The sequence below is a fragment of the Occallatibacter sp. FHG110214_02 genome (assembly GCF_059115385.1).
The window spans coordinates 14,326-37,143 of sequence record NZ_JBZYWK010000026.1; the positions used below are offsets into that span (position 1 = coordinate 14,326).

Genomic DNA, 22,818 nt, shown 5'->3' on the forward strand with positions numbered 1-22,818 from the left:
ATCGGCTTTAGCGCGTCTCCACGGTCACAACAGCGGACATGCCCGGCGCGAGAAGGTGCTCATATCCACGGCAGCTGTCATCGTCGAGCAGGATCTTGACAGGGATACGCTGGACAATCTTGGTGAAGTTTCCTGTTGCATTGTCCGGCGGCAGCAGCGCGAATTCATTGCCGGAACCTGGCGCGAGGCTGTCGACGTGCCCATGAAAGTGGTGGCTCGGAAAGCTATCAATCTCGATCTCCACGCTTTGACCGGGACGCATCTTTTTGAGCTGGGTTTCTTTATAGTTCGCCACGATCCAGGGCTTTTCTTCGACGACCGCTAACAACGGCTGGCCGATTTGCACTCGCTGGCCGGCTTCCACCGACTTGCGGCCGATGCGTCCTGGCGCCGGCGCCTGAATGACCGTATAGGAGAGTTGCAATTGAGCGTTTGCCAGTTCCGCCGTGGCTTTATCAATGGCCGCTTTCGCCGTTTCAGCCTGCTCCTGCCGGACCTTGGTGTCCAGCGTGACGCCTCCGGCCGCCTGCACATCGCCTTGAGCTTTCATGAGCAGGGCCTGAGAACGGGCAACGCTCTGCTGCGATTCCTGGAGTTGCTCATGGGCCTGCTTTACGGCTTGTTCCGCCGCATCACGGCCGGCCAGAGCGACCCGGTAATCCGCTTGCGCGTGGTCGAGCGTCTGCCGAGAGACCTGTCCTTTTGCTTCGAGGTCCTCATAGCGGTGAACGTCCAGCTCAGAGCGGTGGAGAACAGCTTCCGCCTGTGCCAGCTCCGCCTCCGCTCGCGTGATGGCAGCTTCGGAAGAGCGTACCGTTGCCTGCGAAGCTACAACTGCGGCCTGGGCCTCGTGCACCGAACCGGTAGCCTGTGTGGTGCTTCCCGCGGCTGTTTGCCGATTGCTTTGGACGGAAGCCTCTGCTCGATCCAGTTCCTTCTCGGCTGATAGCAGCGTGGCCTGGGCGGCTTCGAGCTGCACTTTGAAATCCCTTGGATCCAGCACCACGAGTGTTTGTCCGGCCTTTACCTGCTCATTGTCATCGATGAGCACCTGCTCAACGGTGTCGGAGATGCGGGCGCTGATCGGATGAACGTGGGCCGTCAGGTAGGCGTCATCGGTCTCTTCATGACTTGATGCCCAGAGGAGATAGCGGATGCCGAATCCGAGGATCAGTACCCCACCTATGACTGCAACCCAAAGGAGGAGCGTGCGGCGTTTCGCAGTTCCCCTCTCCACCGCTACGATCGCTTCGTCTTCCGCGACGGCGCCGACATAGGAAGGTTCTTCGGTTGGAGGTTGTTCCTCGATAGGAGTCGGGTCGCTTGTTAGTGACATGGATGCCTCTTACCTCTCAAACTGGTTTGGTTCACTGCTCGTGAATCAGACGGGGAACTCTATGGCTGAGAATAGGTTTGTTCAATGGAGCCGATTGCTCTGGCGAATTGAGCGCGAGCGATGTTATAGCGGAAAAGAGCAGCGATCTCGGAGTCGTTGGCGTGTGCGAGCAGATCCTGCGCCGCGGTCACTTCAAGGTTGTCGGTCACGCCAGCCGCGAACCTGCCCCTGGAGAGCGTGATCTCATCCTGGGCAAGGTCAACCTCCTGGCGTCCGAGCTCGACCTGATGGCGTGCGGCGTCGAGCTCCGCCTCGGCGGCGCGCACCTGCTCGGTTACGTTGTTCCGCGCCACTGCCAGATTCCGGTCTGCGATGGTCTCCTCAACCGCGCCTTGCTTCCGCTCTGCCCGGAGTCTGCCACTGGTAAATATCGGGACGCTGAAGCTCATGTGATACTCGTAGCCCGGCGCAAGCGTCTGCAGGGTGCGGGCTTGTTCATCCCAGAATCCATCGAAGTGCAGGCTGGGCAGGCTCTCCGCAAATGCGGCTTTGCGATCGGAGATTGCCGCGGCCTTTTGTTGGGCAAGGGACGCCAGTTCGGGACGTTGCTCGAATGCTGTTCCGAGAGGATCAACCACTTGAAGCGAGGGGGTCTGAAAAAAGGTGTCTGAATCGGAAAATGCGAGCTCCTGACTATCGGGGAGATTTAGGACGCGACGCAGCGCATAGGTCGTCGTCTTCACTTCGGTCTCTGCATCGATCAGTTGCTGTTGTTCCTCACGCAGTCGAACCTCGGCTCGCGATACATCGATACGCGTCGCAACGCCATCCGCGAACAGATCGTGCGCTTGCCTCGCGAGTTCCTCCGCAAGATGAACCCGCGAGGCGGCTGCCTTCGTGCTTGCGAGGGCACGAAGATGCGCCATGTACTCGGAAACGGTGAGTAAGACTGTTTGCTCACGCACGCTTTTTTCGTCCTGCACACTAGCCGCCAGACGATGGCTGCTCGCCTGATACCTGCGGAGCAGGGTTAGGTCAAAGACCGGCATGGAGTAGCTCGGTCCGATGTGGATGCTTTGAAAGCGGACGTTCGGCGCTACACCGGGAAGAGTCACACCAACTAGCGCCTGCACGTTATACCTGCTTACAACGTCGTTGGCATCGAGTTGCGCCTGAGGCAATAGCTCCGACCGGGCAATCGTATGTTGCTGTTGGGCAGTGGCGACGGATAGATTCGCCAGCTGGATATCCAGATTCTGGTACAGTGCCAGTTTTACCGCGTCTGCCAGCGATAGCTGAAGAGGAGCCGGTGTTGAGGCCGTACCTGCCCCAGAGCCCGAGAGACCCGCCGCATGATCGGCTTGACTCTGGGCCGGGTCCTGAGCCTGGGGAGTAGTTTGTGCTCCCAGCCGGGCCGCGAAGAGGCAAGCGGCGATACCGAAGAAGAGTGTCGAAGAGCGCGTGCGTAATGCAGTCAGATTCATACAAGTTCCTCCTTTATTAACTTACTGGTCAGTTAATAAAGCGTCCCAAGAATAGACGGCCTGAATTCCCTCACTGGTGTTTGAGTGTGTGTGCCAGACGTACCTCACAGACCTATGGCGTGGGAGCAGTGCCTCCTTCTACGAAAGCCAGGACTTCCTTCACGTGTCTATTGAGCGACGCAGGGGAAAATGCATCCTTGTCCCGTTTGGGGGCCGCATCCAGGAAATTGTTTCTTGCACAGAAGTAGAAGGAGCAAAGGCCAACGATGTTGATCGCCGCGTGCCAGGTATCCATTTCTCGAAAGGCCCCCTCTTTGACTCCCTGGCGCAAGATTCTCTCAAGCGCCGCGTATAAAGAGGGGAGTCCCAGGCTGCGGTAATATGCCCCCTGATTCTGAATGCCTTCCAGCATGAAGATCGAGGGCACCAGCGGCCTGGCTGTTTGCAACTGCAGCAGGTATCGAACGATCAATGCAAGGCGTTCCCGCGCGCTGCTGCCGCTCGATGGGAGTTTGTTGAGAAGCTCAGGTACTGGTTCGTATGCGTTTTGCAGCACTGCTTCAAAAAGCTTTTCTTTGCTTTCAAAATAATGAAAGATGAGTCCCTTGGTAACGCCTGCTCGTGAGGCGATATCCTCAGTACGGGCTGCATGAAGGCCATGTTGCGCCAACTCGATTTCTGCTGCCGAAAGAATGGCAATGAGAGTCGCCTCTCGATCGCGTACATGCGGCCGGTCTTCTCGCTCTGCATGGGCCGAGTGGCGAATCTTCGAACGGGTTAAAGCCGAGATTGTCATCTGAGCCCACTATAGATCATAACTATCCAGTCAGTCAATTCGATGGTAGGGAAACTTTCTCTGCGGGAAAGGCTTAAGAAGTTGCAACTGCTTGGCGTCCTGGGCCATCAAAGAGGAGTATGAGTGGCTTCCCCACCACTGACCCTGCAGCGCTTCGGCACAGCGCCGAAATCGACGGTCTGTACGCGAATTCCGTTCTCCGGAAGCGCTCGAGCCTGGAACTCGGATGGAACGGCTTCATTGTCGAGCGCAGAGACCTTCGTGTCGGCGAAGTCGAAGAGGCTGTCGCCAATGTTTCTCATGTCATTCTCTGGGATCGGCACACCTCGTATGGAGAAAGAGCCGAACTGCGACACGGCTGCTTCACTCCCTTCCAGAAAGACCCCGGCATGCTGTCGCTCTGCCCCGCCGGCGTGCTTCCAGCGGGTCGGTTCTTCACCAGGTCGGAGATTGTTGTCTGTGCCTTTCGCGCGGGATGGATGAGGGAGATCCGGGAGGAGTTGGATGCCCAACCTGTCGGTTCGCCATGCGAGCAGCTCGGAATTCACGATCCCGTGCTTCAGCAATTGCTCTCTCTGCTCGCGTCGGAATGCACAGCGGGCGGACCAAATGGGCTCCTGTATGCCGAATCCTTAGCCCATGCCGCGGCGATACGCTTTCTGCACCTGGTCAAGGAGACAGCCTCCTCTCACTCCCATACCGAGTCCGCTCTTCCTCCGCATCTGGTAGCTCGAACCGTGGAATACATGCACGCTAACTTCCATCTGAATCCAGACCTCGCCACGTTGGCGTCTGAGAGCGGCTACAGCCGGGCGCACTTTCTGCGCATGTTCCGACTCGCAACAGGAAAGACCCCGCATCAGTATCTGCTCGACCTTCGACTCAAAGAAGCGCAGAAACGTCTATTAGATACTTCTCTTTCGCTAAGCGGCATTGCCATTGCGTGCGGCTTCTCCAGCCAATCGCATTTCTCGCAGATCTTCACTCGCACCTTCGGCATCGCGCCCGGGGAATACCGCCGCAGAATTTAGCACTTTTCCGCATAAAAGAGACTTTCCTGAAAGCCAGTCGTTCCCTCCGCAATCTACATTTGCTGGTCTGATTCGTTCTGGCGACAGGATCGTCGCCAGAGGATCTGGCTGGATTACGACCGGCATGGCTGGTGTCCCTGTTTTCGTATCTTGGATAAAGCGGAAGGAGGTCGATGAGCAAGCTAACGAAAGCGCGGAGGATCGGCGCAGTGAGGCAGTTGGAGCATACCCAAATGTTTTGTACAACATGCTTAATTTTGTACGACATTTTGCAGGGACACAGGGTGCAGAATAGAAAACATGGAACACATGGAAAATATGGAACATGACGTATCCGCAATAAATACATCGACTTACGCATAAGTTATTGATTTTGGTGACTGCGGGAATTTTTCATGGTGGGCGGTCAGGGATTCGAACCCCGGACATCTTGCTTGTAAGGCAAGCGCTCTAACCAGCTGAGCTAACCGCCCGTTCTTGAAAGAAGGGAGGCCGTGAATGGCCTTCCTCCATCATACCAGCATTTGCGGCTGGTTGCCTCCTCTTGCGAATCAATCGTGCCGGGCGTAGCTGGGAGAGCATTCTCTGATTGTTACACTCAGTCAGTGAGCCGATTGATTGTTAATGCTGATGACTTTGGCCTGACGAGTGGTGTGAATCGCGCAATTGTTGAGCTGCATGCAGCAGGTGTGCTGACAAGCGCGACGCTGATGGCACGGGCAAGTGCTACTGAGGAAGCAATTGAGATTGCAAAGGCTACTCCTTCGCTGGGCGTGGGGTGCCATGTGGTGCTGGTGGATGGCGTGCCTGTTGCGAATGGCCTTGAAACACTTGCTTCGGGCGGAACGCTCTTTCCTACGCTTGGCGCTTTTCTGAAAAATTTGTATTCAGGGCATATTCGCACGGAAGAGATTGAGCGGGAGGCACGGCAGCAGATCACGGTGCTGCTGCAGCAAGGGCTTACGCTGACACACGTTGACACGCACAAGCATACGCATATGTTTCCGCGCGTGCTGCAGCCTGTGCTGAGAGCAGCGCGGGCTTGCGGAATACGCGTAGTGCGGAATCCGTTTGAGCCGGTGTGGTCAGTGAATGCGACGCCTAATGCACCGTTTGTACGAAAAGCCCAGGTGCGCGTGCTGCGGCTTCTGGAGGCGCGATTCCGGCGCATCGTGGAAGAAGAGGGCTTTACGACAACGTCTGGGGCATTGGGAGTGCTGGCTACAGGCACGCTTGATGCGCAGGCTGTGCGATCGATTACGGCGACAGTTCCTAAGGACGACTCGACATATGAGTTGGTGACGCATCCGGGGTATAACGATGCAGAACTTGCGCAGGCAAATACGCGTCTGCTGGCTTCGCGGGATGTGGAACGAGAGGCGCTTGCGGCTCTGCGCAACGTGCCGGACTTGAGCCTGGTTTCATTCGGCGCCGTCACGAACAGTTAATATGGCTTCTGCATCCTGGGGCCTCTGTGGAGCGTCCATATTTCCAGTGTTTCTTTTCTGAAAGCAGACGGCATGCGTATTGGCATTACTTGTTACCCGACTTATGGTGGCTCGGGCGTTGTTGCAACGGAGCTTGGAATTGAACTGGCTGCGCTTGGGCACGAGGTTCACTTCATCTCGTACTCACAGCCATTCCGGCTGACGGGGCGCGACACGGGCATCTTTTATCACGAAGTGCCTGTCTCCAGTTATCCGCTGTTTGAGTTTCCGCCTTATGATTTGGCGCTTGCCTCTCGCATGGCAGAGGTGGCGGAGTTTTATAACCTCGACCTGCTGCATGTGCACTATGCGATTCCGCATTCCGTGAGTGCGCTGCTGGCGCGGCAGATGCTTGCAAGCCGCGGGCGCAAGCTGCCGTTTGTGACTACGCTGCACGGCACAGACATTACGCTTGTTGGGCTGGACCGCAGCTATTTGCCGATTACGCGCTACTCGATTGACGAGAGCGATGGCGTGACGAGCATCTCTGCTTATCTGAAGGAAAAGACGAATGCCTACTTTGGTGTGAAGCATCCGATAGAAGTGATTCCCAACTTTGTGAACTGCAATTTCTATGTGCCGATTCGAGAGGAAGAGAAACGCACGGAGGCGCGGTCACGCTTTGCTCGTCCGGGTGAGTTTGTGCTGATGCACTTGTCGAATTTTCGGCCTGTGAAGCGGGTTGTGGATGCGGTTAAGATATTTGCAAAGGTAACGCAACAACTGCCTGCGCGGCTGGTGCTAGTGGGAGACGGGCCGGACCGCTCAACTGCGGAATGGCTGGCACATGATCTCGGAATTCATGACCGCATTCATTTTATGGGCAAGCAGGATCGCGTGAACGAGCTGCTTCCGCTGGCAGACCTAATGCTGATGCCTAGCGAGATGGAATCATTTGGGCTGGCGGCGCTGGAAGCGATGGCATGCAAGGTTCCGGCAATTGCCACGCACGTGGGCGGCGTGCCTGAATTGATTGAAGATGGCGTGAATGGGCTGCTGTTCAACGTGGGCGATGTGGAGGCTATGGCCGCGGGTGCAGTTGCGCTGCTAGGCGATGAGGAACGGCACCAGAAGATGCGCGAAGCGGCTCGAAAGACTGCGCAGACGCGGTTCTGCTCGACGCTGGTGGTTCCGCTGTATGTGAAGTATTACGAAGAGATTCTTGCAGCGGCTCGATAGCGGCTGGCTTGCGGTTCCGACGCGCGGCTGCAAGGGGCAAACCTGCGCGCCGGAACCGATGGTCCGTTATTCGGCTTCGAGGGCCTGGGCTACGTCATTCAGGCTGGGTTTGGCGGCGCGGAGATGGTTGTAGACGCGCAGACGCTCTTCCGGCGTGAGCGTCGGAATGAAGGCAAGCACTCGGCGCAGCGTTACGGAAACGTCGTCAATGTAATTCATGAGTCGAATTGCTTCTCCGGAAAGCGGCATGGGAACATCCTCTCGATAGAAAAATCTTCCGCTTCATTGTAGGCGGTGAGGGGGCAAGGGACAAAACAGTGTGATTCTCCTCACATTTTTCCTTTAAGCACAGGCATAACTTGTGTTGCCAAGGGAGGAGTTCACCATGAATACCCTCTGCTCGCATTGTGGACAACATCTTGAGTCACCGTGGCGCTTTTGCGCTAGCTGCGGTGCACATCTTTCACACTCTGAAGAAGCAAGCGTGGAGCATCCGGTACCGGAGCAGGCACCCGTAAAAGGGGCATTCGGTGGGATGCTTACGGGATTCGCTGCCACGCCGTTGCTGCTGGTTGTGGGAAGCTTGCTTTGCCTTACGGGGCTGGGTGCGTTTGTGGGCGTACCGATGATTATTGCTGGGGTTCTGGCTCCGCTGGCAGGCTCGCTCTACGGGATGGCCGGTAGGCCCGATGTGCCCAGAAGCAAAGCCATCTGAACGGCTGCCGGGTTGACGCGGCAATCTTAAGTGGAATCTCCTCCCCCATTTTTTGCGTTTCGCTGACGACACGAACATATAAACATTATTTATCAATGTGGAAAAGATAATCACTTTGCCTAATACGGCGTCCTGGCGCGAAACTTGGAATATGACACAGACGTGGGATGCACAACAGTATGGGCAGGTGGGTTCGTTTGTTCATCAACTTGCCGGTGGAGTGGTGGAGTGGCTGGCGCTCGAAAAGGGCGAGCGAATTTTGGACCTGGGATGTGGTGATGGACAATTGACTGCGCGGCTTGCGGCTGCGGGAGCTATCGTGAGCGGAGTTGATGCTTCTGCAGAGATGGTGGCTGCTACACGTGAGCGTGGCATTGATGCCGTAGTAGCTCATGCGGAAAAACTTCCCTTCCCTGATGCAAGTTTTGATGCTGTTTTTTCCAATGCTGTGCTGCATTGGGTGCGCGACCACGACGCCATGATGAAGGAAGTGCGGCGTGTGCTGAAGCCGGGCGGGCGGTTTGTTGCCGAGATGGGTGGGCATGGCAACGTCGCTGCAATTCTTGTGGCGCTCATGGCAGTGCTCGCAAGGCATGGATATGCGGATCGCGAAAACCGTGTGAATTACTACCCGACGCCGGAGGTATATCGGCGGCGGCTCACTGCACATGGGTTCATTGTTGAACGCATTGAATTGATTCCGCGGCCTACTCCACTGCTTGAAGGTGGAATGGCGGCGTGGCTGCGGACGTTTCGGCGTGGCGTGCTGGAAGGATTGCCGGAGCCATTGCGGGATACGGTAGTAGACGAGAGTGTTGCGCTGCTTGCGCCTGTGCTGCGGGATGAGGATGGCAACTGGGTTGCCGATTATGTCCGGCTGCGGTTTATTGCCCGTGCATGAGCTGCTCTAAGACAAATGCAGCTATATCATTTCCAACTCTACGGGAGATGATATAGCTGGACTGGAAAGGATATCTGGACGGCTTATGTCCCTTTTGCTTTTTTCTCTTCTGCTTCTGGCAGGAGCAATCCTCGCAGGTATGGTGGGAGCGCTTACCGGGCTTGGCGGCGGAGTGGTTCTCATACCTCTGCTTACGCTCGTCTTCAAAATTGACATCCGTTATGCCATCGGAGCGGCATTGATATCGGTTATTGCGACTTCTTCAGGGGCGGCCGCTGCCTATGTTCGTGATGGGTATTCCAACGTCCGCATCGGTATGTTCCTTGAGGTCGCCACCACTGTCGGCGCGGTTGCAGGAGCGGGGCTGGCTGCCTTTGTACCTACTCGCAGCATTGCAATTATCTTTGGCGCGGTGCTTATCTACTCGGCTTACCTGTCATGGCAAAAGAAGGGTGATCACGCTGTAGTGGAGCCCAACTACTGGTCGAACAAATTGCGGCTCAACGGAACATTTCCCGAACAAGGCAAGCTCGTTCCCTATGCCGTGCGGCATATCGTTCCGGGATTCCTTCTTATGCTTGTTGCCGGAGTGCTCTCGGGGCTGCTTGGCATTGGCTCAGGCGCGGTGAAGGTGCTGGCTATGGACCGTGTCATGTCGATTCCTTTCAAGGTCTCCACGACCACCAGTAATTTCATGATTGGCGTGACAGCCGCTGCCAGCACGGGGATTTACCTGCACCGCGGCTATATTAATGCCGGCCTGGACTTCCCGGTCATGCTTGGTGTGCTGGCCGGCTCCATGATTGGAGCGAAGATTCTTGTGCGCGCTCGCGTCTCTTACCTACGCATCATCTTCTCAATCGTCATTCTTTCTCTTGGAGTGGAGATGATTATCCATGGCTGGCTGGGGGCTCTATGAAAGAGACAATGGACGATACCCGCATGGAAGCGATGATGGGAAAGTTGCTGCGCGGCGGCGTGCTGCTTGCTGCAGCACTGGTTCTTATTGGGGGAGTTCTCTTTACCATTCAGCAGCACAATCAGTCGGCTGATTTTCGCTACTTCCACGGAACTCCGTTTTCTATTCTTGATTTCTCTACCTTCCTGCCTCAGCTTGCGCATGGCAACGGGACGGCCATCATCGAGCTTGGCTTGATCGCGCTTATTCTTACTCCAATTGCCCGCGTTGTCTTTGGGCTTGTTGCTTTCCTGATGGAGCGCGATGTTTTATATACGGTGGTCAGCCTTTTTATTTTTGGAATTCTGCTTTACGGACTGCTCTTTGGCCATTGAGGCAGGATAAGAAGCAGACTGCGCGATCTTTTGCGCCTTGCCTGGTTCGATAGGCATGGCGAAATATGGTTCGACATAAAATAAATATCTCGATGAATGCGTGAATAATTCTGCGCGAAGCACTTGCTTCTTTTCCAAACCTGTGTCAAAGTCATTTCTGCGTAGGAGAACGCCCATGCAATATACGAAGCACAATTCGTTGCAGAAACTGGAGCCGCTCGGAATGAGCTGCACCGGTCTCAGGGCGTGGTTTCCATCCTTCCTGTAAGCCGCAAGTTTTTTCACCTACGCATCTTGCGCGCATACCTGAAAACACCGGAAACACCAGCTTTGATATGACGCCGCACTGCGGATAAGCTGCGGTAGTTCTGCGCCCGAGTGGTGAAGAAGCCAGGTACATCGACTGTTAATCGACCAAGACCCTGTCTTCACATGTTCCCTCGGGATGGTTTTCCTGTGCGGCGCAGCAATGCTGTTGCTTTGCTCGTGGATACGTCTGCCTCAGACACAACATCAACAAAACAGCCAGTGGTGTAGGTTACGGATACTTCGCCTCGTAAGCGGGTGGTCGCAGGTTCAAATCCTGTCTTGAACGCGAGTTCGAGTAGCTCAGTGGTAGAGCACCTGAATGTTCCGTTGCCGCTTGTTCCCCGGCTGAAGACTTCGAGCGCGTGAAGCGCCGATTAGAAAGCACTGTTATGGGCAAGTTGAATGTGAAGAATGGCACGCCGATGGGCAATGCGCATTTGTGCAAAAACTGCACGAATGGCCAGTTCACGACTGGTTATCGCGAATCGGATGTGCTGGTAGTCTGCACCAACTCAAGCCCGGCGCGCGCGGTTCCCTTTGTTGTGCATGAGTGCACAGATTTCTGGGACAGGCGACGTCCGGATTGGGAGCAAATGGAGAAGCTTGCATTGAGCTTCAGTGAAGATGTGCATCGCAAGCCTACGCCAGGCTTTGGCGGGAAAGGCTTTGCAAGTGTCCTCGCGAAAGAAGACGAGGATGAATTGGATGCCGTGGCACGCAGTTAACGGCCATGCATTTTTACCTGCCGGTGGCGCAGAGTTCGGTTTCCTCGTGGATCGAATGGTGATCGCCGCATTGGCTGTATTGGATGCGGAGTTTGCAGGCTCGATTCTTGCCGAAGCAGGATCAAGCCTGATACCGTGCTCGATTTTTCCCCGGCAGATTTTTACCAACTCTTGAAAGGAGGCAGGAACTATGCAACTGAATATTTTGAAGCTGAGCCATCTTGCCGCAGCACCTCGTACGCACGAAGGCGCACCGGCACGTGTGCTGACGCACGAACAGGCATTGCGGCGCTCCGTGCTCTCCTGCATGCTGTGGGAGAACGAGTTCTACGAGGATGGCGTGCAGATTGCAGGCCGGATTCGTGAGCTTGTGCCTCGTGTGGCAGCGGAGCGCGTGGCCTCGTTGGCAGTTGAGGCCCGCGAACAAATGAAGCTGCGGCATGTGCCGCTGCTGCTGGTGCGCGAGATGGCGCGTTATGCCACACATCGCGCGCTGGTTGCGGAGACGCTGGAGCGTGTGATTCAGCGTGCCGACGAGCTGGCCGAGTTTGTGGCTATCTACTGGGCCGGTGGAAAGCAGCCGCTTTCCGCGCAGGTGAAGAAGGGGCTTGCGACGGCGTTTCGCAAGTTCGACGAGTATGCGCTGGCGAAGTACGACCGTGCTGGTGTGGTACGTCTGCGCGACGTGTTGTTCCTTTGCCATGCGCGGCCTGTGGATGCAGCGCAGATCACATTGTGGAAGCGGCTGGCGCAGAATGAGCTGAGCACTCCCGATACGTGGGAGGTGGCGCTTTCTGCTACCGGACGCGGCGAGGGCAAGACGCGCAGTGAAGCCTGGGAGCGGTTGCTTGCCGGGCGCAAGCTGGGCGCACTGGCTCTGCTGCGGAATCTGCGCAATATGCGCGAGGCCGGGGTGGATGAGGCACTTGTGCTTGCGGCGCTGGCAGCGATGAAGACGGACCGCATTTTGCCGTTCCGTTTTCTGGCTGCGGCGCGGCATGCTCCGCAGTGGGAAGCGGCTTTGGAGAGCGCAATGTTCCGTGCTCTTGAAGGCCGTGCGAACATGCTTGGCGGGCACACGCTGCTGCTGGTGGACGTCTCCGGATCGATGGAGGCGACGCTGGCACGGCAGTCCGAGATGCGGCGTACGGATGCCGCATATGGACTGGCGATTCTGCTGCGCGAGATTGCGGAGAAGATTACGATTTACACCTTCTCCGAACATGCGCGGCTGGTGCCTGCGCGGCGCGGTATGGCTTTGCGCGACGCGCTGGACAACAGCCAGCCGCACGTGGGCACGTATCTGGGCCGGGCGCTGCACAAGGCGGAAGAGGATTGCCGCGAGGGTTACGATCGCGTGGTGGTCATCACCGATGAGCAATCGCACGACCAGGCAGGTGCTCCGTCTGGCAAGGGCTATGTGATTAACGTGGCCAGCAACCGCAACGGCGTGGGTTATGGCGCGTGGACGCATATCGACGGCTGGAGCGAGGCAGTGGTGAATTACATTGCCGCGCTTGAGACGGAAGAAAACGGAACGCCTGACGCGTAATCGCCGATGCACAAACAACAAAACCCCGGCAAGCAAGCTGCTTGCCGGGGTTTTGTTTCCTCCGCAAAGTTGAAGAACTACTCGGTGACTTCGAGGACCTTGGCGCGGAAGAGAATTCCCGCGATGATGGCTCCAAGGAAGGGCGCCACGAAGAAGAGCCAGAGTTGGGAAATGGCTTGTCCGCCGACGAAGAGCGCGGGACCAAGGCTGCGGGCGGGGTTGACGCTGACGCCGGTGACGCGGATGCCGAGGAGGTGGATTGCCGTCAGCGTGATGCCGATGGCAAGACCGGCGAAACCGCTGGGGGCAGCTTTCTGCGTGGAGCCGAGAATCACGATCAAGAAGACGAGCGTGGCTACCAGCTCAAAGATGAAGGCTGCGCCAACGCCGTAGCCGTTGCCGTAGTTCGCTCCCCATCCGTCCTGGCCGAGGCCGCTGGTGGTTACGTTATAGCCTGCGAGCAGACCGGTGGCGATGAGGTAAACGACCCACGCGCCGAGGATGCCGCCGAGAAACTGGCCTACCCAGTAACCGATAAGGTCTTTCACCGACAGGCGTCCGGCCACGAACACGCCAAGACTGACGGCCGGGTTGATGTGGCAGCCCGAAATGGGCCCGATACCGTAAGCCGCGGCGATGAGTCCGAAGCCAAAGGCGAGCGCAATACCCACTACGCCTACCTCTTTGCCGACGATTGCGGCCACACCTACGCCGAACAGCACCAAAAAGAATGTGCCGACCAGCTCTGCAATGTATTTCTTCACTAGAATGCCCTCCTTGGGAACCCCAAAGGCTTTTGATGCAAGGTTGCGGGGTTGGTGTTGGTTACCGGCCAGAAGTTTTTCCGGGGCAAATTCATCAAACGTTTGCAAATTCTTTGCCTCTGTGCAGTAATCTGTTCATGATTCCGAGCGGCCTCCGCATCAGAATTCAATTGGCCGCCGGTTGAGGACTATCCGGTTTGAGCCAATCCGTATTTGTGTTGGAAGACGACGCCGACATTTCCCGCCTGGTGCAACATCACCTGGAAGCAGCGGGATTCACCGTTCGGCCCTACCTAACCCCCACCAACCTGATTCCCGACGCGGAGCGGACTCCGCCGTCGCTGTTTTTGCTGGACATTATGGTGCCCGGCGGCGATGGCCTGGATGTTTGCCGCAGGCTGCGCAGCAATCATGCGCTGGCGACGATTCCGATCATCTTTTTGACGGCGCGTGCCGGGGAGAACGACCGCGTGCTTGGTCTGGAGCTGGGCGCGGACGATTACATCACCAAGCCGTTTGCGACGCGGGAGCTGGTGGCTCGCGTCAAGGCCGTGCTGCGGCGCTTTGAGCGGCCCACTTCGCCTTCGGTCATTCGCTTTGAAGAAGTGGTGATTGACGCGAATGCCATGCAGCTTACGGTTCGCGGTGAGCTGACTACGACTACGGCTACGGAGTTCCGGCTGCTGGATTACCTGGCGCGGCATCCGGGGCGCGTGTACAGCCGCGACCATCTGCTGGATGCGGTGTGGGGCGATGCCCGGTTTGTTACGCCGCGGTCGGTGGACGTGTATGTCCGGCGCATTCGTGAAAAGATTGAGGTAGACCCGGAGAATCCACGCTACCTGAAGACGGTACGCGGGGCCGGATACCGCTTTGAAATTCCCAAGGAGTAGGCGGTGTGGCGTTGGATGCGCCCGCACCGGGCTCATTCCACGCTGCGACAGGAGCCGAGCCGAGTGACCCGCAAAGTATTTGTGAAGCTGCTGGGACTCTTTGCCCTGCTGCTGGTGTTTCATACAGCCGTGATGGAGTTTGTCTTTCGGCAGATGCTGCCGGAAGGGCCGGTGGATGTTTTTCGCAAGCTGACTCGCGAGGCGCTGTGGAGCGGCGTGATTGCGCTGGCGGCGGCACTACCGCTGGCGGCGTGGGTGGCGCTGCGGATTACCGGGCGGCTGAAGCAGGTTGTCGATTTTGCGCATCGCGTGGCTTCGGGTGACCTGACGGCCCGGCTTTATGCCAGGGGCGACGAACTCTCTTCCATGGAAACGGCGTTGAACCAGACCGCGGAGCGGCTGGGGCAGAGCTTTGCCGAGATTGAGAGCCGGCGACAGGAGCTGGCGGCCATGCTGGACTCGATGCAGGAGGGCGTGGTGGCCGTGACTGCCGAGGGGCAGGTGCGGTGGTCGAATGCCGTGATGCAGCGGATTGCGGGGACGCAGATTCGCGTGGGACGCGCGCTGGTGCAGTCGCTGCGCGACCCGGATTTGCTGGCCTGCGTGAAGGGCGCGCTGGAGACGGGCGCGGTGAAGACGGGGCGATCGAGTACGCTGGCTCCGGGACGGATTTTTGAGATCAATGCGGCTCCGCTGACTTCTGGCGGGGCGATTGCCGTGCTGCATGACGTGACGCGGATTGAGGCGGCGGAGAAGTCGCGGCGGGACTTTATTGCCAATGTGAGCCATGAGCTGCGGACGCCGCTGACTTCTGTGCAGGGCTATGTGGAGACGCTGATTGAGTCGCCGGAGATGAAGCCGGAGACGTCGCGGGAGTTTCTGAACGTCATCCAGAAGAACACGCGGCGGATGAGCCGACTGACGGAAGACCTGCTGGCGCTGGCGGGGGTGGAGAGCCCGGATTACAAGGTCGTGAAGCAGAAGATGCGAGCCAATGCGCTGGTGCAGGATGCGATTGAGTCGCTGGGCGGGCTGGTGATGGATTCGGGCGTGGACCTTGAGGATGCGGGGGCTCCGGATGAGCCGGTGCAGGCGGACCCGGATGCGATGAACCAAGTTTTTGGCAACTTGATTGAGAATGCGCTGAAGTATGGCGGGAGCGGGAAGAAGGTTCGCGTGGGAGCGCGGCGGCTTGGGCCGGATGTGGAGTTCTTTGTGCAGGACTTTGGGCCGGGGATTCCGTTTGAGCACCTGGAGCGCATCTTTGAGCGGTTTTATCGCGTGGATAAGGCTCGGTCGCGGGAGACGGGCGGGACGGGGCTTGGGCTCTCCATTGTGGCGCAGATTGTGCATGCGCATGGGGGGCATGTTCGAGCGGAGAGTGAATTGGGGGCCGGGGCTACGTTTTTCTTCACGCTGCCTATTGTGGGGTGATGTTGTTGAATTTTAATGGGTTATGTGTTGATTTCGCTGTTTATTGATTGGTTAACAGGTTGGCGAAAAGTGGTTACTTTTCCAAAAAAATAAAAATTCTTTCCTTTTTTCCGGGCTTGATTTGGGTTCACGGTGCAGTGATATGGGAGCCCCTATCCTGCAGATGCTTTTGTGTGGCGCGAAGTGTGCGAAAGCATACCTCAGGGCCTAAAGGCCCACGTTTGGGTCTGTGCAGGATGTCAGGGCTAAAGCCCTGACCTGCCCAAATGCTCGGTTTGCGATTCGGCAGGTACAGTCTAAAGGCCCATCTTGTTCTGCTTGCTTTATTGCCGGGGCTGAAGCCTCGGCCTACTTTTGTGCTGATGTGTCGCGGGGCTACAGGTTCGTCTGTAAATGGTTGAAATATAATGCGATACATGCTGTATTGTGTGTTTACCTGATTGTTAACAGGCTTACGAAAAGTGGTTACTTTCCAGAAAAAAATGATCCGAAAAAACTTTTTTGGTCCGGAAAGACAAACGGCCCGATTCCTTTGGAATCGGGCCGTTTCTTCTGTTGATTATGAGTGTGACATAAAACCCCTTAATTGAGCGCAAGAGTTATCCACAGATTTGAGATTTATTTTTTGGGCATATGAGTAAGGCAAAAACGCGGGGGCTAAAGCCCGGTGTTTTTATGGACGCTTTCGGCACGACTGAAGTCGCGCCCTGATACAGGGCTCTAGTCTGGCTGGGGTGCTGTCCCACCCTTGCGACAGAAAAAAGTCGCAAGGGTGGGGCACGGGGATTTTGTGGAGAGGTGGGGAAAGACAACTGCAGGAATGACTGCTGATTCTTCGGCTTCGCTCAGGCTGCTTTTTCTGCCTTGATTCGCTTCCCTACTGTGAAGCCTGCCGCGATGATCCAGATGAAGCCGGGGAAACAAGTGAGGGGGATGAGCTGCAGGAGCGTGGATTGCTGGAGCGGCGGCCTTCTGAACAGGACCGCCGCCTTTACGCGCTCCACCTCAATGCAAAGGGTGGAGAGGCTTTGCGCAGGATTGGCGAAGCGGCGAAGGAGCATCACCAGGAGCTGATGACGGGGCTTTCGGCGGAGCAGCAGAAACAGCTTACTGCGATGCTTGAGATTCTTGTTGCGAACCAGAGATTATCTCGCGGCGTTCATCCGGGCTATGGGGGTCTGAAAAGACCAGCTCGGGTATTATCGAAACAGTCATCTGGGTGAGGAGAGTTTCCTGTGTCTGACGTTCAGGGTGGGGTGCGGAGTCCGCTGCGGATTGCGGTTTTTGGGTTTGGAACGGTTGGTAGCTCCGTGGCGCGGATTCTTACGGAGTCGCAGCCGGAGCAGTTGAAGCTGACGCATATTTTCAATCGCAATGTGGGGCGGAAGAAGGCGGATTGGGTTCCTGCAGACGTGACGTGGAGCGAGGATGCGGATACTGTGCTTGCTTCTGACGCGGATGTGATTGTGGAGCTGGCCGGTGGGCTTGATCCGGCGGGTGACTGGGTTCGCAGGGCGCTGGAGTCTGGGAAGTCGGTTGTTACGGCGAATAAGAAGCTGATTGCTTTTCATGGCGTGGAGCTGGAGAAGCTGGCTGCCACGAATGGCGGGCATTTGAAGTATGGTGCGGCTGTGGCAGGCGGGATTCCGGTGATTCCGGGGATTGAGCAAGGGCTTGCCGGGGACCGCATTGAGCGGATGGAAGGCATTCTTAACGGGACGTGCAACTACATTCTGAGCAAGATGGAAGAGGGCGCGGATTACGCTGATGTGCTGAAAGATGCGCAGGCTAAGGGGTATGCCGAGGCTGATCCGACGGAGGATGTGGGCGGGTTTGATGCGCGGGCGAAGTTGTCGATTTTGCTGCGGCTGGCGATGCGGGTGGATGTGGACCCGGAGTTGATTGTTCCGAAGGCTATTACCGAGGTTTCCGCGATTGACTTCAGCTATGCACGGGAGCTGGGATGCACGATTCGTCAGATTGCGCGGGCGGACAAGCCGAACGGTGAAGTTGCCGCGGCTGTGGGGCCGATGCTGGTGGATAAGCGGTCGCCGCTGGCTTGGTCGCGCGGCACGGAGAATATGGTGGTGCTGGGCGGGCGGTATGGCGGAGATGTGGTTTTCTCCGGGCATGGCGCGGGTGGGCATCCTACGGCGGTTGCGGTGGTGAGCGATTTGCTGGCGCTGGCTGCGGGATCGCGGCGGGTGGAGATTCCGGCGGAGAAGGCTGGGATTGGCGCGGAGTTTGAGGTTCCGCACTATATCCGGTTCCTGGTGAAGGACAAGCCGGGGATTGTGGCCGAGATTACGGCGGCGCTGGCGAAGGAAGAGATCAATATCCGGGCGATTGTGCAGAAGGCGGGGTATCCGGCGGACGCGCTGCCGTTTGTGGTGACGGTGGAGCCGTGCAAGACGACGGTGCTGAACCGGGCTTTGAGCGGAATTGCATGCCTGGATTGCATGATTGCTGCACCGCTGGCGTTGCAGATGTTAGAGTAGGCGGAACGGTTGCTCTGCGGGGGAACGACTACGGGAGGCTGAATGGCGATTGGGACTATATTTCGATGCGAAATCTGCGGTGAGGAAACGGATAGCCCGGTTCGCTGGGTTGTGATTGATTGCAGCAGTGAGCATCTGACGGTTTATCGGTGGTCTTATGACGCGGCTACGCGGCCGGGGGTGAGGCACTACTGCGGTGAGCGGCATGCGCAGGTTTATATCAGCCGGTGGTTTGAGGCTAATTGTTCTTAGAGGCAGGGTACAGGGTTTTAGATAAACGGCTGGAGCTATAGAGCTATAAAAGGCGGAAAAGCTGTAAAGAACAAAAGCTATAAACTGCAACCGCAGATCCTTCGCTCCGCCTTCCCCACTTCGTGGGGCCCCAATGCGCTTCGCTCAAGATAACACTGCTTTCTTTTGTAGGTGAACGGGCGGTATTGGTATCCGAGGTCTCCAAAAGAAGGAGACCTGGGATATGCGAAGTTTGTGGAACTGCATCTGTTCCCTGTTCCCTATTCTCTTCTTTCACTTCTTTGCGGGGCCGGTGGATTCTCTCACTATCAATTCTGGGGCCATGGTGATTTCTACTGCGTATTCGCGGTCGCGGTGGGATATGCGCTCCAAGAGGAGTTGCGCGCCGCGGCGGCCCATTTCTGTTAGCGGCTGACGGACGGTTGTGAGCGACGGAGTGGAGTAGGCTGCCGATTGGATGTCATCGAAGCCAACTACGGACACATCATTGGGAACGGAGAGGCCGGCGTCTTTGAGGGCGCGGATGGCGCCGATGGCGGCAATGTCATTGAAGCAGAAGACGGCGGTGAAGGCGGTGCTCTTTTCGAGCAGGGCTTTCATGGGGAGGTAGCCGATTTCCGGGGCCATGGGGTGGATGCCGGCCTTGGTGGACCAGACTTCGGAATCCATGCGGACAACATGCGCGGGGTCGATTTTTAGGCCGATGGTGCGGGCGGCTTTCTGGATGCTTTCCCAGCGGAACTCGGAGTCGGGGATGGCGCGGGGGCCGCGCATGTAGGCGATGTTGCGGTGGCCGAGCTCGTAGAGGTGCTTGAGGGCCTGGCGGGCAGCGGATTCGTGGTCGAGGACGATGTTGGTGACGTTAGGCGCGGCGGAGTGTGAGGAGATGGCTACTACTGGCACGGGGACCTGGATTTCCTGTGCTGGGGTGTTGAGCAAGAGGAAGCCGTCTACGGCGCGCTCGACGAGCATGCGCGGGTATTGGGCGATGAGGTCGGTGTTCCAGTCGTGGCAGGCGGTGAAGTAGAAGTAGTGGGCCGCAGTCAGCTCGGAGACTACGCCGCTCATGACGCGGGTGAAGTAGCCTTCGCTGAGATCGGGGGCGAGGACGCCTACGGACATGGAACGCGACTGGCGGAGGGAACGCGCGAAGTAGTTGGGGCGGTAGTTGAAGCGCTGCGCGGCTTCCATGACGCGGCGGCGGGTTTCATCGGGGATGGACTTGGCCGATGGGGAGTTGTTGAGGACTAACGAGACTGTCGTCTGCGAAAGCTGGAGGTGATCGGCCAGCATGCGGAGGTTGACGTGGCCGGGGGGCGTGGAGAGAGCTCGGGTTTTGGTTGGTTGCGTTTCCACAGCCGCTGTTTTGCTGGCGGCTTTGGAGGGCTTTGCCTTGGCCATTGGGAAGTTGTAACAGGGATTGGGGGGTAGGGACAAGGACTAGAGACTAGTAAAGGCAAAGCTACTGCAATAGCAAAGGCAAGTGCAAAAGCAGATTCGTGATGGACTGGCTGTTGCGGTATCCCAGGTCCGAACACACAGACCTGCGGCACCCGACTATTGTGGCAGGTGCAGATGGTTTGGGCCGGGGTTTAAGGGGTGGGTCGTGCTGCCTAAGACGAAGGTTCCTGAGACGCCTGGCGGGAGGGTGATATCTGCGTCAAAGGACTGGGCGGTGCGGGTGTATTGGACTTCGATATTGCCGCTGGGATGGGGGAAGGTTGCGGTTAGGGATGGCAATGCGCCTAAGTGCGGGGCTATACGGACTGTCTTGAAGCCGGGGGTGGCGGGTTCTATGCCGGCTACCAGCGTTAGCAGGTCGTAGATGGGGTGCGAGGTCCAGGCGTGCGAGTCGGAGCGTGTGTTGCCGGGCTGCTCGGGCCAAGTGCTGAAGTGAAGTGGCAGGAGTTTGCGCCAGGGGTCGAGGGACTTGAGGTATTCGTCGGCCATGTTGGCGTGGTCGAGGGCTCTCGCCAGATAGAAGCGGAAGTACCAGGAGGCGGGGAGGATGTTGCCGCTGGCTTTGGAGGCGGCTTCGTCGAGAGTGGGCTCGATGGGGAGGATTTTTCCTATGACGGCTTGCTGCTCGGCTTTGGGAATTACGTCGTAGAGGACGGCCAGGGCGTTGGCTTGCTGGCTGAAGACTTTTTTGTCGGGGTTGTCGGCCAGCAGGTTGCGGTCGGGGCTCCAGCATTGGTTGTAGAGGGCGGTGCGGATTTTTTCGGCGCGGGCGTGATGCTGCTGGGCGATGTGCGGGTCGCCAAGGGCTTGTTCGAGGTCAGCGGCGTCGTTGAGGGCTCCCAGATACTCCAGTGTTGTTACGCAGGACTCGTTGCTGGCGCTGTAGCTGGGGATTTCGCCGTTGTTGACCCAGTCGATGAAGCTCCACCATGGGAGTTTTTCGAGGAGGCCGTTGGGATGCTCGTGTTGTGCGTACCAGCCTAAGACGCTGCGCTCACCGGGGAGCAGGGTGCGGATGAGGTCGGCGTCGGGGCGGTACATCCAGTAGTCATGGAGCATGCCGATGTAGAGGAGCGAAAACGTCGGAATAGTCTGCTGGGCGTAGCTGGGGTAGCGACTGCGGGTAATGCCTTCAGGGATGCGGGAGTTGTCGAAGGCGTTGAGGGCCTGACGGGCGAGGCGGTCGTCATTGGCGACGGTGTAGGAGATGAGGGCCTGGATGCGGGTGTCGCCGATGTACTGGAGCTGCTCCCAATAGGGCGTATCCATGTAGGTTTCGTGGGCGTCGAGGCGGGCGGTGCGCCAGCTTATCTCCCAGATTTTGGCTAGATCCGGGCCCATAGTTTGGTCGGGGGCGGTTAGCTTCGCCTTTTCCTCGAAGGGGTAGGCGGTGAAATGGGCCTTGAGGGATTCGAGTGTCAGGGGCGCATCGGTGGTGGTGATGTCCAGGTCGAGGTAGCGCCAGGTGCGCCACCAGAGCGGTTCAAAGGTGCGGTGAGAGCCGCCGTCGGGGAGGAATATGTCTGCAAGGCCGCGGGCTTGGCGGTCTCCGATTTCATTACGGTCGCCCTTGTGGCGGTTCTTATCGTAGAGCGCTTCGGAGTAGGTGAGCTGAATGCGCGCACCTTTGCCGCCGGAAACGGTTAGCTCGGGGTAGGCGGTGGTGAGGGTTTTGCGGTCAAGCAGGATGTGGATGTGATTGTTGGGGAGGATGGAGGCGTTGAGACTGGCGAGGCCTGAGATGCCAGTGACGCGGGCGATGCTGCCGGCGCTGGTTTCCTCGTAGGCCATGTGGGGGAGTTCGTCAGGGACGAGGCCCCAGTTGTTGTCCGCGGTGGTGGTGGCGGAGTGGGCGTTGCTGTTGCCGGGGCTTTCGCGGATGGCGGGAGCGGCGGGTTGCCAGTTGCCGGTGGAGTTTTCCGTGTTCCATGTCCAGTCGTATTCCGAGGCGTCGAGCTGTTCGCCGGGGCCTTGGGCCATGTATTCGTTATTGCCTCCGGGAACGTGCGCAAGCGGGGTGTGGCCGGGCTCGACTTCTACCTGCCAGTTTTTGGGCGTGCTGATTCCCTGCTCTCCTGTGGCTTCGCTTTCGAGCAGGAAGGCGGTGCGGTCGGACATTTGCGCGACAGGGGCATAGATGCCGAAGTTCCAGACGGTGGCGGTGATGGCGTTGTCGCCAGCCTTCAGATAAGGAGCGAGGTCGAAGCGCTCGTAGCGCCAGTGGACGATGTCGCCGCGGGCGGGGCCGTCGCCGACGCGGTGGCCGTTGACGTAGAGGATGAAGCGGTTGTCGGCGCTGACGCGGACGATGTAACTGGACGGAACGGAGGGGAGGTCGAGTGCGCGGCGGAAGTGGAGAACTACGGGCTCGCGCAACGGAATGGTGGGATGGGTTATCCAATAGGCGTGCCAGTCTCGGGCCGGCGGGTCGGGATTGAGATTCGGCTGGGGCTGCTGGGCAGAGAGGCTGGCGATGAGCAAAAAGACGGCGAGAAGTACGCGCATGAGTTTGTCCCCGGAGATTTCCGGGATAAGATTACCGGAAAAGGGGGATGAGATTGGAGTTCTCAGGCGGGATGAGCGAAAAAGCACCCCTCAGGGGCTAAAGCCCCGGAAACCTGGTGGCCGTTATGTACGGGCTGAAGCCCGTACCCTTTCAGGTGATTCCTCAGAGATTGCCTTAGGGCCTAGTCTGCCTAGGACAAGAA

Annotated in this window: 21 protein-coding genes, 1 tRNA gene and 1 pseudogene; 14 read left to right on the forward strand and 9 right to left on the reverse strand. The window is 57.8% G+C overall.

The window, feature by feature from the left end:
• Positions 1 to 7: 7 nt before the first annotated feature.
• The 3 genes from AC5S3R_RS18040 to AC5S3R_RS18050 all read right to left on the reverse strand — a co-directional run bounded on the left by AC5S3R_RS18040 (position 8) and on the right by AC5S3R_RS18050 (position 3,616).
• Positions 8 to 1,336, reverse strand: coding sequence for an HlyD family secretion protein (locus AC5S3R_RS18040; RefSeq protein WP_494268562.1), 1,329 nt, complete (start codon positions 1,334 to 1,336; stop codon positions 8 to 10).
• Positions 1,337 to 1,395: 59 nt separating this feature from the next.
• On the reverse strand, positions 1,396 to 2,820 hold the full coding sequence (locus AC5S3R_RS18045; protein ID WP_494268563.1) for a TolC family protein: 1,425 nt from the start codon (positions 2,818 to 2,820) through the stop codon (positions 1,396 to 1,398).
• Positions 2,821 to 2,932: 112 nt separating this feature from the next.
• A complete protein-coding gene (locus tag AC5S3R_RS18050; RefSeq protein ID WP_494268565.1) occupies positions 2,933 to 3,616 on the reverse strand; it encodes a TetR/AcrR family transcriptional regulator in 684 nt (227 codons plus the stop codon).
• A gap of 119 nt (positions 3,617 to 3,735) precedes the next feature.
• Between AC5S3R_RS18050 and AC5S3R_RS18055 the strand changes: the two genes are divergently transcribed.
• The gene (locus AC5S3R_RS18055) at positions 3,736 to 4,647 is read left to right on the forward strand and encodes a helix-turn-helix domain-containing protein (RefSeq protein ID WP_494268566.1); all 912 of its coding nucleotides are present in this window, start codon (positions 3,736 to 3,738) and stop codon (positions 4,645 to 4,647) included.
• 396 nt (positions 4,648 to 5,043) lie between these two features.
• Here the strand turns inward: AC5S3R_RS18055 and AC5S3R_RS18060 are convergent.
• A tRNA-Val gene (locus AC5S3R_RS18060) sits at positions 5,044 to 5,120 on the reverse strand.
• Between the two features lie 132 nt (positions 5,121 to 5,252).
• Here AC5S3R_RS18060 and AC5S3R_RS18065 point away from each other — a divergent pair.
• Positions 5,253 to 6,095: a ChbG/HpnK family deacetylase gene (locus AC5S3R_RS18065; protein ID WP_494268567.1), complete on the forward strand. Its 843-nt coding sequence runs from the start codon at positions 5,253 to 5,255 to the stop codon at positions 6,093 to 6,095.
• 72 nt (positions 6,096 to 6,167) lie between these two features.
• A complete protein-coding gene (bshA, locus tag AC5S3R_RS18070; protein WP_494268568.1) occupies positions 6,168 to 7,313 on the forward strand; it encodes an N-acetyl-alpha-D-glucosaminyl L-malate synthase BshA in 1,146 nt (381 codons plus the stop codon).
• A 66-nt stretch (positions 7,314 to 7,379) separates the two neighbouring features.
• Here bshA and AC5S3R_RS18075 read toward each other — a convergent pair whose 3' ends face one another.
• Positions 7,380 to 7,532: a hypothetical protein gene (locus AC5S3R_RS18075; RefSeq protein ID WP_494268569.1), complete on the reverse strand. Its 153-nt coding sequence runs from the start codon at positions 7,530 to 7,532 to the stop codon at positions 7,380 to 7,382.
• Positions 7,533 to 7,698: 166 nt separating this feature from the next.
• On the opposite strand from AC5S3R_RS18075, the pseudogene AC5S3R_RS18080 reads away from it, so the two are divergent.
• The 8 genes and pseudogenes from AC5S3R_RS18080 to AC5S3R_RS18115 form a co-directional block, all read left to right on the forward strand.
• Positions 7,699 to 7,770, forward strand: a pseudogene (locus AC5S3R_RS18080) (zinc ribbon domain-containing protein); the annotation flags it as partial.
• Between the two features lie 27 nt (positions 7,771 to 7,797).
• Positions 7,798 to 8,028 carry a hypothetical protein gene (locus tag AC5S3R_RS18085; protein ID WP_494268597.1) on the forward strand — a complete coding sequence of 77 codons (231 nt, stop codon included), beginning with the start codon at positions 7,798 to 7,800 and terminating at the stop codon, positions 8,026 to 8,028.
• Between the two features lie 151 nt (positions 8,029 to 8,179).
• Positions 8,180 to 8,929, forward strand: a complete 750-nt coding sequence (locus AC5S3R_RS18090; protein ID WP_494268570.1) for a class I SAM-dependent methyltransferase — start codon at positions 8,180 to 8,182, stop codon at positions 8,927 to 8,929.
• Positions 8,930 to 9,014: 85 nt separating this feature from the next.
• Positions 9,015 to 9,848: a sulfite exporter TauE/SafE family protein gene (locus AC5S3R_RS18095; protein ID WP_494268571.1), complete on the forward strand. Its 834-nt coding sequence runs from the start codon at positions 9,015 to 9,017 to the stop codon at positions 9,846 to 9,848.
• 8 nt (positions 9,849 to 9,856) lie between these two features.
• Entirely contained in the window at positions 9,857 to 10,222 is a 366-nt protein-coding gene (locus AC5S3R_RS18100; protein WP_494268572.1) for a DUF1634 domain-containing protein, read from the forward strand.
• A 671-nt stretch (positions 10,223 to 10,893) separates the two neighbouring features.
• A complete protein-coding gene (locus tag AC5S3R_RS18105) occupies positions 10,894 to 11,256 on the forward strand; it encodes a hypothetical protein (protein WP_494268573.1) in 363 nt (120 codons plus the stop codon).
• Positions 11,237 to 11,431, forward strand: a complete 195-nt coding sequence (locus AC5S3R_RS18110) for a hypothetical protein (protein ID WP_494268574.1) — start codon at positions 11,237 to 11,239, stop codon at positions 11,429 to 11,431. The genes AC5S3R_RS18105 and AC5S3R_RS18110 overlap by 20 nt, the downstream gene beginning before the upstream one ends.
• A gap of 15 nt (positions 11,432 to 11,446) precedes the next feature.
• Positions 11,447 to 12,808, forward strand: a complete 1,362-nt coding sequence (locus tag AC5S3R_RS18115; protein ID WP_494268575.1) for a TROVE domain-containing protein — start codon at positions 11,447 to 11,449, stop codon at positions 12,806 to 12,808.
• A gap of 77 nt (positions 12,809 to 12,885) precedes the next feature.
• On the opposite strand, the gene AC5S3R_RS18120 is transcribed toward AC5S3R_RS18115, so the two are convergent.
• Positions 12,886 to 13,572 carry an MIP family channel protein gene (locus AC5S3R_RS18120; RefSeq protein WP_494268576.1) on the reverse strand — a complete coding sequence of 229 codons (687 nt, stop codon included), beginning with the start codon at positions 13,570 to 13,572 and terminating at the stop codon, positions 12,886 to 12,888.
• A 197-nt stretch (positions 13,573 to 13,769) separates the two neighbouring features.
• On the opposite strand from AC5S3R_RS18120, the gene AC5S3R_RS18125 reads away from it, so the two are divergent.
• Together AC5S3R_RS18125 and AC5S3R_RS18130 are read left to right on the forward strand one after the other, a co-directional pair.
• Positions 13,770 to 14,465 carry a winged helix-turn-helix domain-containing protein gene (locus tag AC5S3R_RS18125; RefSeq protein ID WP_494268577.1) on the forward strand — a complete coding sequence of 232 codons (696 nt, stop codon included), beginning with the start codon at positions 13,770 to 13,772 and terminating at the stop codon, positions 14,463 to 14,465.
• A 63-nt stretch (positions 14,466 to 14,528) separates the two neighbouring features.
• A complete protein-coding gene (locus AC5S3R_RS18130; RefSeq protein ID WP_494268578.1) occupies positions 14,529 to 15,899 on the forward strand; it encodes a HAMP domain-containing sensor histidine kinase in 1,371 nt (456 codons plus the stop codon).
• A gap of 845 nt (positions 15,900 to 16,744) precedes the next feature.
• Here AC5S3R_RS18130 and AC5S3R_RS18135 read toward each other — a convergent pair.
• Positions 16,745 to 16,963 carry a hypothetical protein gene (locus AC5S3R_RS18135; protein WP_494268580.1) on the reverse strand — a complete coding sequence of 73 codons (219 nt, stop codon included), beginning with the start codon at positions 16,961 to 16,963 and terminating at the stop codon, positions 16,745 to 16,747.
• Positions 16,964 to 17,134: 171 nt separating this feature from the next.
• Between AC5S3R_RS18135 and AC5S3R_RS18140 the strand changes: the two genes are divergently transcribed.
• On the forward strand, positions 17,135 to 18,397 hold the full coding sequence (locus AC5S3R_RS18140) for a homoserine dehydrogenase (protein WP_494268581.1): 1,263 nt from the start codon (positions 17,135 to 17,137) through the stop codon (positions 18,395 to 18,397).
• Positions 18,398 to 18,922: 525 nt separating this feature from the next.
• Here AC5S3R_RS18140 and AC5S3R_RS18145 read toward each other — a convergent pair.
• Positions 18,923 to 20,050 carry a LacI family DNA-binding transcriptional regulator gene (locus AC5S3R_RS18145; RefSeq protein ID WP_494268582.1) on the reverse strand — a complete coding sequence of 376 codons (1,128 nt, stop codon included), beginning with the start codon at positions 20,048 to 20,050 and terminating at the stop codon, positions 18,923 to 18,925.
• A 156-nt stretch (positions 20,051 to 20,206) separates the two neighbouring features.
• Positions 20,207 to 22,615: an alpha-L-rhamnosidase-related protein gene (locus tag AC5S3R_RS18150; RefSeq protein ID WP_494268583.1), complete on the reverse strand. Its 2,409-nt coding sequence runs from the start codon at positions 22,613 to 22,615 to the stop codon at positions 20,207 to 20,209.
• Positions 22,616 to 22,818 lie beyond the last annotated feature (203 nt).